Origin of the sequence: Klenkia brasiliensis (assembly GCF_900100695.1) — a bacterium.
GTDB lineage: Bacteria > Actinomycetota > Actinomycetes > Mycobacteriales > Geodermatophilaceae > Klenkia > Klenkia brasiliensis.
Genome location: NZ_FNCF01000008.1, coordinates 85,757 through 98,692, shown reverse-complemented (window position 1 = coordinate 98,692; position 12,936 = coordinate 85,757). Strand labels below are relative to the sequence as shown.

Here is a 12,936-nt window from a genome sequence, read left to right as displayed (position 1 = left end):
GGAGACCCTCCCGCATGGCCACCCCCGACGACCGCCGCTACACCGACCAGCACGAGTGGGCCCAGGTCCAGGGCACCTCGGGTGCGGCGACGGTGGTCCGCATCGGCATCACCGACCACGCCCAGGACGCCCTGGGCGACATCGTCTACGTCCAGCTGCCCGAGGTCGGCGAGGAGCTCACCACCGGCAACCCGGTGGGCGAGGTGGAGTCCACCAAGAGCGTCTCCGACGTGTACGCCCCGCTGGCCGGCACCGTCTCGGCGGTGAACACCGCGCTGGCCGAGACGCCGGAGACGGTCAACTCCGACCCCTACGGCGAGGGCTGGCTGCTGGAGATCGAGGTCACCGGCGACACCGAGGACCCCACCGACGGCCTGCTGGACGCCGCCGCCTACCAGGCCCTGGTCGACCAGGGCTGACGCGCCGACCGGGGCACCCCCGGGTGCCCCGGGCCCGGCGATCACTATGCTCGCCCGGACGATCGAACGACCCCCTGGCACCACCGCGACCCGAGCCCTGGGTCCGCGACGTTGCCGCCTGCACACCGGAGGAGACACCGTGCACTGCACTCGATGTGGACACCAGAACCCCGAGGGCAGTCGCTTCTGCGCGCAGTGCGGCTCGGCCCTGTCCCCGGAGCGTGCCGGGGAGTCCACCAGCGTCATCCCCAAGGTCGGCGGCGAGGACTCCGGCGAGGCCCCGCAGACCGGTGAGACCCCGCTGGACGCCCACGCCGGCGCCGTGGAGTCCCTGCCCGCCGGGTCGGCCCTGCTGGTGGTCAAGCGCGGCCCCAACGCCGGCAGCCGGTTCCTCCTGGACCAGGAGGTCACCACCGCCGGTCGGCACCCCGACAGCGACATCTTCCTCGACGACGTGACCGTCAGCCGCCGGCACGTGGAGTTCCACCGCGAGGGCGGCGGCTTCACCGTGCACGACGTCGGCAGCCTGAACGGCACCTACGTCAACCGCGAGCCGGTCGACGTGGCCTCCCTGGCCGGCGGCGACGAGGTGCAGATCGGCAAGTTCCGGTTGGTCTACCTGACCGGTCCGCGCACCGGCGAGCCCGCCACGTCGTGACCTCGGCGGTGCGCTCGGACGACCCGGTGGACGCCGGCGGGCCCGACGCCCGCCCGCGGTTCACCATCGGGGAGGTGCTCGCCGCGCTGCGCGAGGAGTTCCCCGACGTGACCATCTCCAAGATCCGCTACCTGGAGGGCGAGGACCTCGTCCACCCGCAGCGGACGCCGTCGGGCTACCGGAAGTTCTCCACCGCCGACGTCGAGCGGCTGCGCTTCGTGCTCTCCGCGCAGCGCGACCACTACCTGCCGCTGCGGGTGATCAAGGAGCAGCTGGACGCCCTGGACCGCGGGGAGCAGCCGACCCGGCCCGAGCCGCCGGCGGCCGCCCCCGCGGCGCCGGCCGCACCCGCCGTCCCGGCCCCCCGGCCGGAGGAGGGCGCGCCGCTGCCGGCCGCGGCCTTCGCGGCCGCCGTCGGGCTGGACGACGCCCAGCTGGCCGACTGCGTGCAGCACGGCCTGCTCGTCCCCGGCGCCGACGGCTCCTTCCCGGCCGGTGCGCTGCCGGTGGCCCAGGCCGTGGCCGGGCTGGCCCGGCACGGCATCGAGCCCCGGCACCTGCGGGTGCACCGCACCGGCGCCGAGCGCGAGGCGGCACTGCTCGAGCAGGTCGTCGCCCCGGCGCTGGCCTCCCGGGCCGAGGACGCCCGGACGCGCGCGGCCGAGCAGCTGCACGAGCTGGGTGCGCTGTCCGCGCAGCTGCACACCGCGCTGCTGGAGCTGCGCCTGCGCGAGGTCCTCGGGCCCGACGCCGGGGCCTGAGGCCCGGGGTACGTTGGGTCCACCAGCACCGACCGGAGGAGGACGACCGTGCAGGAGCTCAGAGTGGTCGGTGTCCGGGTCGAGCTGCCCGGCAACCAGCCGATCCTGCTGCTCAAGGAGACGCAGGGCGAGCGGTACCTGCCGATCTGGATCGGCGCCGTCGAGGCCGCCGCGATCGCGTTCGAGCAGCAGGGTGTGCGGCCGGCCCGCCCGATGACCCACGACCTCCTGCGCGAGGTCGTCACCGCCCTGGGCGCCACGCTGCAGGCGGTGCACATCACCGAGATGAAGGACGGCATCTACCTCGCCGAGCTCGTCTTCGGCGAGCAGCGCACGGTCAGCGCCCGTCCCTCCGACGCCGTCGCCCTCGCGGTGCGCACGGGTGCCCCGATCTACGGCGCGGAGGCCCTGCTGGACGAGGTCGGGATCGAGATCCCGGACGAGCAGGAGGACGAGGTCGAGAAGTTCCGCGAGTTCCTCGACCAGGTCACCCCGGACGACTTCTTCGGCCCCTCGGGATCCGGCCCCAACACCTGACGCTCGGTGAGGGCCCGGTGACAGCCGGGTCGTCGCAGGTCACGGTCCGGTCACCCTGGGGGGTGAGGTCGTCGACACGCCGCCCGCCTCGGTTGACCACCCCAGCGGGCACGCCTACGTTCGACGAATCACCCCGGTGCAACTCCTCGGAGCTGCGCGGGGTCCCGACCCGGGTGTCCGGTTCGGCCGCTCGATCAGGAGGACGCGGACGTGGGCGACGGCAACCAGGGCCAGCTCTTCCCCGACGCAGCCGTGGGTGCTCCCTCCTACGACGACGCCGACAGCGACGCCTTCGGCTACCGCGGACCGACGGCCTGCGCCGCCGCTGGTATCACCTATCGGCAGTTGGACTACTGGGCGAGAACAGGTCTGGTCGCCCCGTCGGTCCGCACCGCCACCGGCTCGGGCACGCAGCGCCTCTACAGCTTCCGCGACATCCTGGTGCTCAAGGTCGTCAAGCGGCTGCTGGACACCGGGGTCTCGCTGCAGAACATCCGCAAGGCCGTGGACCACCTGCGCACCCGCGGGGTGAAGGAGCTGTCCAACATCACGCTCCTGTCCGACGGCGCCACCGTGTACGAGTGCACCTCCGCCGAGGAGGTCGTCGACCTGCTGGCCGGCGGTCAGGGCGTCTTCGGCATCGCCGTCTCCGGCGCGCTGCGCGAGCTCTCCGGCGAGCTGGCCGAGCTGCCCGCCGAGCGCGTCGACGGTGCTCCCGTGCAGGCCGACGACGAGCTGTCCGCCCGTCGCCGGCGCCGCGCCTCGGCGTAACGCCGCCGGGTACGTTCGGGGCGTGGTCGACTTCCCGCTCCCCGCACTGGACGCACTGCAGCCGACCGGGGCCTTCGCCGCCCGGCACATCGGGCCGCGCCCCGACGACGTCGCACGCATGCTCGCCGCCGTCGGCCAGCCCTCGCTGGACGCGCTGGTCGACACCGCCGTGCCCGAGGTGGTGCGCGACCGCACCGCGCTGGACCTGCCCGCGGCCTCGGGCGAGGCCGAGGTGCTCGCCGCGCTGCGCGAGCGCGCCGCCGACAACGAGGTCTTCACGTCGATGATCGGGCTGGGCTACAGCGGCACGACCACCCCGGCGGTCATCCAGCGCTGCATCCTGGAGAACCCGGCCTGGTACACCGCCTACACGCCCTACCAGCCCGAGATCAGCCAGGGCCGGCTCGAGGCGCTGATCAACTTCCAGACGACCGTGGCCGACCTGACCGGCCTGCCGGTGGCCGGCGCCTCCATGCTCGACGAGGCGACCGCGGCCGCCGAGGCCATGACGCTGGTCCGCCGCGCCGGCCGGGCCAAGCCCGATGCCGTGTTCGTCGTGGACGAGGACACGCTGCCGCAGACCCTGGCGGTGCTGCGCACCCGGGCCGAGCCGCTGGGCATCACGCTGCACGTGGCCGACCTCTCGGCGGGCTGGCCCGCCGACCTGCCCGCCGCCGGTGCCTTCGGGGTGCTGCTGGCCTACCCGGGCGCCTCCGGTGCGGTGCGCGACCACCGTGCGCTGGCCGCTGCCGCGCACGAGGCCGGCGCCGCCGTCGTCGTGGCCGCGGACCTGCTCGCGCTGACCCTGGTCGAGGCACCGGGGGAGTGGGGCGCCGACGTCGCCTGCGGCACCACCCAGCGCTTCGGCGTCCCCATGGCCTACGGCGGCCCGCACGCCGGCTACCTGTCGGTGCGCGAGGGCCTGGCCCGGCAGCTGCCCGGCCGGCTGGTCGGGGTCTCCGTGGACGCCGACGGCGACGTCGCCTACCGGCTGGCCCTGCAGACCCGCGAGCAGCACATCCGCCGCGAGAAGGCCACCAGCAACATCTGCACGGCGCAGGTGCTGCTCGCCGTCATCGCCGGCGCCTACGCCGTGCACCACGGCCCCGAGGGACTGGCCGCGATCGCCGCGCGCACCCACCGCTGCGCCACCACGCTGGCCGGCTGGCTGCGCGCCGGCGGCGTCGAGGTCGTGCACGAGCACTTCTTCGACACCGTGCTGGCCCGGGTGCCCGGCCGGGCCGCCGAGGTGCTGGCCGCCGCGGCGGCCCGCCGGATCAACCTGCGGCTGGTCGACGGCGACACCGTCGCGGTGGCCTGCGACGAGACGACGACGGTGGACACCCTGCGCGACGTCGCCGCCGCGTTCGGCGTGGAGGCCGGCGGGGTGGATGACACCGCCGACGCGCTGCCCGCCGACCTGCGCCGCCGCTCGGCCTACCTGACCCACCCGGTCTTCTCCGCGCACCGCAGCGAGACCGCGCTGCTGCGCTACCTGCGCTCGCTGAGCGACAAGGACCTGGCGCTGGACCGCACCATGATCCCGCTGGGCTCGTGCACGATGAAGCTGAACGCGGCGACCGAGATGGCCGCCATCACCTGGCCGGAGTTCGCCGGGCTGCACCCGTTCGCCCCCGTCGAGCAGGCCCGCGGCTACGCCCGGATGATCGACGAGCTGTGCACCGGGCTGGCCGAGATCACCGGCTACGCCGCGGTGAGCGTGCAGCCCAACGCCGGCTCGCAGGGCGAGTTCGCGGGGCTGATGGCCATCCGCGGCTACCACCGCTCGCGCGGGGACGACCAGCGCGACGTCTGCCTCATCCCGTCCTCGGCGCACGGCACCAACGCCGCCTCCGCCGTGATGGCCGGCATGCGGGTGGTCGTGGTGGCCTGCGACGACCAGGGCAACGTCGACGTCGCGGACCTGCGCGCCAAGGTCGACCAGCACGCCGACCGGCTGGCCGCGCTGATGATCACCTACCCGTCCACCCACGGGGTCTTCGAGACCGCCGTCTCCGACATCTGCGCCGCGGTGCACGACGCCGGCGGCCAGGTCTACGTCGACGGCGCCAACCTCAACGCGCTGGTCGGCCTGGCCCGCCCGGGCCGCTTCGGCTCCGACGTCAGCCACCTCAACCTGCACAAGACCTTCTGCATCCCGCACGGCGGCGGCGGTCCCGGGGTGGGCCCGATCGGCGTGGCCGAGCACCTGGTGCCCTTCCTGCCCGGCCACCCGCTGGTCCCGACCGGCGGCGAGGGCCCCGCGGTGGCCGGTGCACCGTTCGGGTCGGCGGGCATCCTGCCCATCTCCTGGGCCTACCTGCGGCTGATGGGCCCCGACGGTCTGCGCTCGGCCACCGAGCACGCCATCCTCGCGGCCAACTACGTCGCCGCCCGGCTGCGCGAGCACTACCCGGTGCTCTACACCGGTGCCGAGGGCCTGGTCGCCCACGAGTGCATCCTCGACATCCGGCCGATCACCAAGGCCACCGGCGTCACCAACGACGACATCGCCAAGCGGCTGGTCGACTACGGCTTCCACGCCCCGACCATGAGCTTCCCGGTGAACGGCACGCTGATGGTGGAGCCGACCGAGAGCGAGGACCTCGGCGAGCTCGACCGGTTCGTCGACGCCATGGTGGCCATCCGCGGCGAGATCGCCCGGGTGGAGTCGGGGGAGTGGGACGTCGCGGACAACCCGCTGCGCAACGCCCCGCACACCCTCTCGATGCTCGCCCGCGACTGGGACCGGCCCTACAGCCGGGAGGTCGCCGTCCACCCGCTGCCGTCGCTGGTCGGCCGGGCCTACCTGGCGCCGGTGCGGCGGATCGACGGCGCCTACGGCGACCGCAACCTGATCTGCTCCTGCCCCTCGCCGGAGGCGTTCGCCGAGGTCGACCCGGCGCCGGTGAGCGGCGACGCCGACCCCGAGGGCGTGGGCGAGACCGAGACCGCCGGCGTCGACCGCGAGCCCGTCGCCCAGGCCTGATCCCCGCGCGGCCCCACCCGCCCGAGGCAGGGGAAGCCCTGCACCCACCTCCGGGGCCCGGGGGCGGGTGCAGGGCTTCCCCTGCCTGGTGCGGCGGCGCGGGTCAGGCGGGGGACTTCACCGTCACCACGGGGCAGTGCGCCTCCGCGATCACCCGCATCGCGTTGCTGCCGAGCAGGAACTTCATGGTCACCGACCGCCGCCGCACGGGCAGCACCACCATGTCGGCGTCCTCGGACAGGGTGATCAGCGTCTGGGCGACGTCCTCGGGCTGCTCGTGCAGCACGTGGTCGACCCCCTCGGCGGCGGTCGCGATCAGCTCGCGGGTGGCGGTGGACAGGTGCACCGGCGCGCTCGGGGTGTCGCCGGTGGTGGCGACGAGCACGGCGGAGGTCTGCAGGCGGCGGGCCCGCTTGAGGCCCCAGTGCAGGGCGGCGACGCCCTCGGGGCGGTCGTTGACGGCGATGACGACGGGTGCGGTCACGGTCGGGCTCCTCAGGCGTGGAAGGGGACGACGCCGAGCAGCAGCGCGACGGCGAGCATGGCCAGCGAGCACAGCGCGGCGCGCCAGATGACCCGCTTGTGGTGGTCGGCCAGGTCGACCTTGGCCAGGGAGACCAGCAGCAGCATGGCCGGCACCAGCGGGCTGGTCATGTGCACCGGCTGGCCGATGATCGAGGCCCGGGCCATCTCCACCGGCGTGATGCCGTAGTTCGCCGCGGCCTCGGACAGGATCGGCAGCACGCCGAAGTAGAAGGCGTCGTTGGTCAGGAAGAACGTCAGCGGCATCGACAGCACCGCGGTGATGGTGGCGAAGTACGGGCCCCAGCTGTCGGGGACGACGTCGACGATCCAGCTGGCCATCGCGGTGTCCATGCCGGTGGCCGACAGGACGGCGACCAGCACGGCCGCGGCGAACACCATGGACACGACCGCGACGATGCTCGAGGCGTGCTCCTTGATCCGCTCGCTCTGCTCGGCGGGGCTGGGGAAGTTCACCACCAGGGCAATCGCGGCGAAGACCATGAAGACGAAGAACAGCGGGACGACGTCCATGCCCAGCAGCACCAGCAGGGCGACGGTGAGCGCGGCGTTGAACCAGAGCAGCTTGGGCCGCAGCGTGGACCGGTTCGGGTCCAGGCCGGTGATCGCGGGCTGCTCGTCGGGGGTCTCGGCGTCCGTGCCGTCGCCGGCGCCGCCGGTGGGCCGGGCGGCCGGACGGCGACCGCCGCCGGTGCCGCCGGAGACGAAGGCGCCCACGCCGGCCAGCTCCTGCTCGCGCACCTCGGTCAGCGAGATGCCCTTCTTCGCCAGCCGGCGCCGCTCACCCAGGCCCATGAGGACCGACAGGACCAGCACCATGGCGAACCCGGCGACCATGCTCGGCACCATCGGGTTGAACAGCTCGGTGGGGGAGACGTCCAGCGCCGTCGCGGCCCGGATCGTGGGCCCGCCCCACGGCAGGATGTTGAACACGCCGTTGGCCAGGTTCGCCGCGACCGTCAGCGTCACCGGCGACATGCCCAGCCGCAGGTAGATCGGCAGCATGGCCGAGACGGTGATGATGAAGGTGGTCGAGCCGTCGCCGTCCAGGGAGACGACCCCGGCCAGCAGGGCGGTGCCGATGACCACCCGGACCGGGTCGTCGCCGCAGAGCTTGAGGATGCCCTTGATCAGCGGGTCGAACAGGCCCACGTCGATCATCAGGCCGAAGAAGATGATCGCGAAGAACAGCAGCGCCGCCGTGGTGGCGAAGCCGCTGATCTGCTCCTTGACCGCGTCGCCGAGGTCGAGGCCGGCCCCGGCGATGATCGCGAAGGTGACCGGCACCAGCACGAGCGCCACCACCGGCGAGAGCCGCTTGGTCAGGATCAGCGCCATGAACACGGCGACCATGCCGAATCCGAGCAGGACGAGCATCGGTGCTCCTTGGATGTGTGACGGCCCCCACGGGCCGGGGTGCCGCCGACGCTAGGAGCGGTGGCGTGCGCCACAGCGCTTGCGCGCGAAGTGATCCGTTCTCCGCGATGAACCGGTTCTGCGCGTTCTGCGCAGCGACCCGGCGTAGCCTGCGCCCGTGCACCCCCGGCGCTGGTCGTTCACCACCCAGACGCTGGCCGTGCTCGTGCTGCTGGTCGCCGTGGTGCTGGTGGTCGCCTTCGGCGGCTCCGCGTGGGTGCTGCAGCGCCAGGTCGAGCAGGACGCCGGACGGCTCGCGCTGGCCATCGCCCGTAGCGTCGCCGAGGACGACGTCGTCCGGGCCGGCGCGGAGGCCGCCAGCGACGCCGACCCCGTGCCCGGGTCGCAGCTGGCCGACGGCCCGGTGCAGCTCGCCGCAGAGGACGCCCGGTTGCGCACCGGCGCGCTGTTCGTCGTGGTGACCGACGACCGCGGGCTGCGCATCGCGCACCCTGTCCCCGACCGGCTGGGCGAGGAGGTCAGCAGCGACCCGTCGGTGCCGCTGGCCGGGGGAGAGGTGGTCGAGGAGGACACCGGCACCCTCGGCCCCGCCGCCCGCGCGAAGGTGCCGGTGCGGGCCCCGGGCTCCGACCGGGTGGTGGGCGAGGTGTCGGTCGGGGTGGCGGTCTCCGAGGTCGACCGGCTGGCCCGGGAGGCGACCCTGCTGGCCGGCGGCACCGCGGCGCTCGCGCTGCTGGGCGGGGTGGCCGGTGCCGTGCTGCTGACCCGGCGGCTGCGCCGGCTGACCCACGGCGTCGAGCCCGAGGAGCTGGGCGGCCTGCTGCAGGGCCACGAGGCGGTGCTGCACGGCATCGGCGACGGCGTGGTGGCGGTCGGCCCCGACGGCCGGGTGGTGCTGGCCAACGAGGAGGCGGCGCGGCTGCTGGGCCGGCCGGTGCAGCCCGGGGACGCCACCGCGGACTGGCCGTTCGCGCTGCGGGCGCTGGCTGCCGAGCCCGACCCGGTGCCGCGGTTGACCGTGCTGGGCGACCGCGCGCTGCTGTGCTCCTCCCGCCGCGTCGAGCGGGAGGGCCGCGCCCTGGGCGTGGTGCTGACCCTGCGCGACCGCACGGACGTCGAGCTGCTGACCCGGCAGCTGGACGCGGTGGCCGAGGCCGGCACCGTGCTGCGCGCCCAACGGCACGAGTTCGCCAATCGGCTGCACCTGGTGTCCGGGCTGCTGGACTCCGGTGCGGCCGACGAGGCGGGGGAGTACGTGCACACCCTGCTCGGCACCGGACCGCTGGGCACCGCCGTCGAGGGCCTGGACGCCGTCGCCGACCCCTACCTGCAGGCCTTCGTCGCGGCCAAGGCCGCGCACGCCCGCGAGGGCGGGGTGCAGCTGCGGCTGGGCGGGGTGTCGGTGCGCAGCCGGTTGGCCGACCCGGTCGACGTGACCACCGTGCTGGGCAACCTGGTCGACAACGCGGTGACCGCGCTGGCCGGTCGCCCGGACGGCGTGGTCGAGCTGGACCTGGTCGCCGACGGCGGCACGCTGGTGGTCGCGGTGGCCGACAACGGGCCCGGTGTCCCCGCGGACCTCGGCGACCGGGTGTTCGAGCCGGGCGTGACCACCCGGGCATCGGGCGAGGGCGGCATCGGGCTGGGGCTGGTGCGGCAGGTCGCCCGCGCCCGCGGCGGGGAGGCCCGGCTGGCCTCGGCCGGCGGGGACGGCGAGCTGGGTGGGGCGGTCTTCGTGGTGGAGCTGCCCGGGGTGCTGGAGGAGGGCGGGGCGTGATGACGGACTTCGCGGTGCTGGTGGTGGACGACGACTTCCGGGTGGCCGAGCTGCACGCCCGGGCGGTGGCCGCCGTCCCCGGGTTCACGGTGGCGGCGCGGGCGGGCACGCGGGCCGCGGCGCGCACGGCGGTCGCGGCCCGCCGCAGCTCGGGCGCGCCACCGTTCGACCTGGCGCTGGTCGACGTCTACCTGCCCGACGGGTCGGGCATCGGGTTGCTGCCCGAGCTGGACTGCGACGCGTTCGTGCTGTCCGCGGCCACCGAGCTGCCCACCTTCCGGGCCGCGCTGCGGGCCGGCGCCCTGGGCTACCTGGTCAAGCCGTTCCCGGAGCGGGTGCTGCAGGCCCGGCTGCGGGCCTACGCCCGGTTCCGCCGGGTGCTCGACGACGCCCTCGAGGTCGACCAGGAGCTCGCCGACGCCGCCCTGCACGCGCTGCGCGGCGAGGGCGGCCCCGCCGCCCGGACGGCGTCCTCGGCCACCCGGGACCTGCTGCTGCAGGCGCTGCGGGAGGCTGGCGAGCCCCGGTCCGCCGCCGAGCTGGCCGCCGCCACCGGGGTGTCCCGGGCGACCGCGCAACGGCACCTGGCCGCGCTGGACGCCGACGGCCGGCTGGACCTGCAGCTGCGCTACGGCACCACCGGCCGGCCCGAGCAGCGCTATGCGCCGAAGGGCTGAGCCTGCGCGTCGGCCAGCCAGGCCGACAGCCCGTCGGCGTCGGTGGGCAGCGCGTCGGACAGCACCCGGGCCGCGCCGTCGGTGACCACCAGGTCGTCCTCGAGCCGGACGGCGAGCCCGCGCAGCTCGGCGGGCACCGTGCGGTCGTTGACCTGGAAGTACAGGCCGGGCTCGACGGTGAGGCAGTGGCCGGGCTCCAGCACGGTGTCCAGGTACTCCGCACCGTCGAGCTTCGCGCAGTCGTGCACGTCCAGGCCCAGCAGGTGGCTGGTCGAGTGCAGCGTGTACCTGCGGTGCGCGCCGGCGCCGGGCCGGTCGAGGTCGGGGTGCAGGGCGTCGTCGGCGGTGTGCTGGATCAGGCCCCAGCGGTGCAGGTGGTCGGCGAGCACCCACTGCGCGGCCCGGTGCGCGGCGAGGAAGGCGTTGCCGGCCCGGACCTCGGCGATGCCGGCGTGGTGGGCCTCGTGGACGGCGCCGTGCACCTGCCGCTGCGGTGGCGTCCAGGTGCCGTCGACGGGGAAGGTGCGGGTGACGTCGGCGGTGTAGAGCGAAGTGGTCTCCACTCCCATGTCGGCCAGCAGCAGCTCCCCGGTGCGGATGTCGCCGTCCACCGGTGCCCAGTGCAGCGAGGTGCCGTGCGCGCCGGCCGCGACGATGGAGGAGTAGCCGACGTCGTTGCCCTCCAGCCGGGCGCGGCGCCAGAAGGTGCCCTCCAGCCAGCGCTCGCCGCGCCGCCCGCCGGTGGCCAGCAGGCCGGGCAGTTCGCGGGCGACGTCGGCGAACCCGCGGGCGGTGGCCGCGCACGCCTCGGCCAGGCGGTCGAGCTCCCAGTCGTCCTTGACCGCGCGCAGCCGGTCGACGGTGCGGGCCAGCTCGGGGTCACCCGGGCCCAGGTCGGGGTCCACGCCGCCCAGCACCCGGGGCTGCTCGACCGCGGCGAGGTCGGCGGCGAGCTCGGTGCGCGGCCGCACCTCGACCTGCAGCTGCGCCGCCGTGGTGGCGGCCGAGGGGACGCCGCCGACCCACAGCGCCCCCTCGCGGCGGTCGGTGACGTAGGTCAGCGTGCCCGGGCCGGCCGACGGCGGGAGGTAGACCGTGGCGGCGCCGTCGGGCCGCAGCAGCAGCACCGCTCCCTCGGCCTGGTCGCCGGTCAGCCAGGTGTAGGCGCTGGCCGGCCGGAAGCCGAAGACGGTGTCGTTGGACCGCACCGGCGCGGAACCGGACGGGACGACGACGGCGCGGCCGGGCAGGGCGGCCAGCAGCCGCGCGCGGTGCGCGGCGGCGGCCTGCGCGGCGCCGGGGACGGCGGGGTGCGGCGCCTCGGGCTCGGGGTCCCACCCGTCGGCCAGCGTGGTCTGCACCCAGGGACCGAAGGCCTGGTCGTGCGGGGCCCGGCGGGTGGGGTCGGCTGCGCTCATGGCGTGCAGTCTCCCCGTGCCGTCCCGGTGGCCCGCGGTCACCCGACGAACAGGCAGACGGGGTGCCCGGCCGGGTCGGCGACGACGTACAGCGGCTCGTCCGGGTCGTCGCTGCGGTCCAGGCGCAGGGTGCCCCCGAGGTCCAGTGCCCGCTGCAGCACCGCCTGCAGGCTCTCCACGTCGGGGACCGTGCAGTCCAGGTGCAGCTGCATGGGCACCGCGTCGTCGGGCCAGGTGGTCGGGGTGAGCTCGTCGACCTGCTGGAACGCCAGCTGGACCGTGCCCTCGGGCCCGCGCAGCACGAGCCACTGCAGGTCGTCGGGCCCGTCGACCGGCGGCTCGTCGCCGGGGCGGTAGGCGTAGCCGAACAGCTGCCGGTGGAACTCGGCCAGGGTGCGGATGTCGGTGCCGTCGAGCACCACCTGCCGGATCACGGGGGTCACCATGGCGCCACCCTGCACCCGGGGTCCGACGGTTCCGGCGTCAGTGCGGGCGGGGCGACGGCCGGGTCAGCTCGCCGGCGTAGGCGGCCATTGACCGCTGGTACCGCGGCAGCGTCGAGGCCAGCGCGCCGAGGGCCAGCCCCAGCGCCTCGCGCTCGCGACCGGTGTCGGCCAGGCACAGCGCCAGGAATCCGCGGACGGCGGCCGACAGCTCGTCGTCGACGGCCAGCTCGGGCTCCAGCAGGGCCACCCCGGCCGCCGGGTCGCCCAGGTTGCGCAGCGAGCTCGCCAGCTGGATGGTCGCCCGCCGCCGGCGCACGCCGGTCAGCCCTCGGGCCAGTGCCTCCCGGTAGCGCGGCACGGCCTCGGCGGGCGCGCCGGTGGAGTCGTGCGCCCCGGCGAGCTCGAACAGGCCCGACCCGTCCCCGTACGGGCACGCCGACGCCACCGCCTCGGCCCGCTCCACGAACCCCGGGCCCTCGACGTCCCCGGCCCACAGCTGCGCCACCTGCTGATCCCAGTCCACGGCGGCGAGCATGCCCGACCGGTTCTGTCGGTGGGACGTG

Annotated in this window: 13 protein-coding genes; 8 read left to right on the top strand and 5 right to left on the bottom strand. The window is 75.1% G+C overall.

Annotation, left to right across the window (positions count from 1 at the left end):
* Positions 1-14: 14 nt before the first annotated feature.
* The 6 genes from gcvH (at position 15) to gcvP (ending at position 6,135) form a co-directional block, all read left to right on the top strand.
* Positions 15-419, top strand: a complete 405-nt coding sequence (gene gcvH, locus BLT39_RS20260) for a glycine cleavage system protein GcvH (RefSeq protein ID WP_091068428.1) — start codon at positions 15-17, stop codon at positions 417-419.
* A 139-nt stretch (positions 420-558) separates the two neighbouring features.
* Positions 559-1,077, top strand: coding sequence for an oxoglutarate dehydrogenase inhibitor Odhl (odhI, locus tag BLT39_RS20255; RefSeq protein ID WP_091068425.1), 519 nt, complete (start codon positions 559-561; stop codon positions 1,075-1,077).
* Positions 1,074-1,838: a transcriptional regulator FtsR gene (ftsR, locus tag BLT39_RS20250; protein WP_207508227.1), complete on the top strand. Its 765-nt coding sequence runs from the start codon at positions 1,074-1,076 to the stop codon at positions 1,836-1,838. The genes odhI and ftsR overlap by 4 nt, the downstream gene beginning before the upstream one ends.
* A gap of 48 nt (positions 1,839-1,886) precedes the next feature.
* Positions 1,887-2,375 carry a bifunctional nuclease family protein gene (locus tag BLT39_RS20245; RefSeq protein WP_091068421.1) on the top strand — a complete coding sequence of 163 codons (489 nt, stop codon included), beginning with the start codon at positions 1,887-1,889 and terminating at the stop codon, positions 2,373-2,375.
* Positions 2,376-2,585: 210 nt separating this feature from the next.
* Positions 2,586-3,146: a MerR family transcriptional regulator gene (locus BLT39_RS20240; RefSeq protein WP_091068418.1), complete on the top strand. Its 561-nt coding sequence runs from the start codon at positions 2,586-2,588 to the stop codon at positions 3,144-3,146.
* A 22-nt stretch (positions 3,147-3,168) separates the two neighbouring features.
* Positions 3,169-6,135 carry an aminomethyl-transferring glycine dehydrogenase gene (gene gcvP / locus BLT39_RS20235; protein WP_091068412.1) on the top strand — a complete coding sequence of 989 codons (2,967 nt, stop codon included), beginning with the start codon at positions 3,169-3,171 and terminating at the stop codon, positions 6,133-6,135.
* A 103-nt stretch (positions 6,136-6,238) separates the two neighbouring features.
* Here the strand turns inward: gcvP and BLT39_RS20230 are convergent, their stop codons facing one another.
* A complete protein-coding gene (locus BLT39_RS20230; protein ID WP_165640347.1) occupies positions 6,239-6,619 on the bottom strand; it encodes a universal stress protein in 381 nt (126 codons plus the stop codon).
* An 11-nt stretch (positions 6,620-6,630) separates the two neighbouring features.
* Positions 6,631-8,055 (bottom strand): CitMHS family transporter, encoded by a 1,425-nt coding sequence (locus BLT39_RS20225; RefSeq protein WP_091068403.1) that lies wholly within the window; start codon positions 8,053-8,055, stop codon positions 6,631-6,633.
* A gap of 157 nt (positions 8,056-8,212) precedes the next feature.
* On the opposite strand from BLT39_RS20225, the gene BLT39_RS20220 reads away from it, so the two are divergent.
* Together BLT39_RS20220 and BLT39_RS20215 are read left to right on the top strand one after the other, a co-directional pair.
* On the top strand, positions 8,213-9,832 hold the full coding sequence (locus tag BLT39_RS20220) for a sensor histidine kinase (RefSeq protein ID WP_207508225.1): 1,620 nt from the start codon (positions 8,213-8,215) through the stop codon (positions 9,830-9,832).
* Positions 9,832-10,509, top strand: coding sequence for a response regulator (locus BLT39_RS20215; protein ID WP_091068584.1), 678 nt, complete (start codon positions 9,832-9,834; stop codon positions 10,507-10,509). The genes BLT39_RS20220 and BLT39_RS20215 overlap by 1 nt, the downstream gene beginning before the upstream one ends.
* Here BLT39_RS20215 and BLT39_RS20210 read toward each other — a convergent pair.
* From BLT39_RS20210 to BLT39_RS20200, 3 genes are read right to left on the bottom strand one after another with little or no spacing between them, the layout of a single operon-like run.
* On the bottom strand, positions 10,491-11,927 hold the full coding sequence (locus BLT39_RS20210; RefSeq protein ID WP_091068400.1) for an aminopeptidase P N-terminal domain-containing protein: 1,437 nt from the start codon (positions 11,925-11,927) through the stop codon (positions 10,491-10,493). The genes BLT39_RS20215 and BLT39_RS20210 overlap by 19 nt on opposite strands.
* A 38-nt stretch (positions 11,928-11,965) precedes the next feature.
* Positions 11,966-12,373 carry a VOC family protein gene (locus BLT39_RS20205; protein ID WP_091068398.1) on the bottom strand — a complete coding sequence of 136 codons (408 nt, stop codon included), beginning with the start codon at positions 12,371-12,373 and terminating at the stop codon, positions 11,966-11,968.
* Between the two features lie 37 nt (positions 12,374-12,410).
* The gene (locus BLT39_RS20200; protein ID WP_207508222.1) at positions 12,411-12,896 is read right to left on the bottom strand and encodes a tetratricopeptide repeat protein; all 486 of its coding nucleotides are present in this window, start codon (positions 12,894-12,896) and stop codon (positions 12,411-12,413) included.
* Positions 12,897-12,936: the final 40 nt, after the last annotated feature.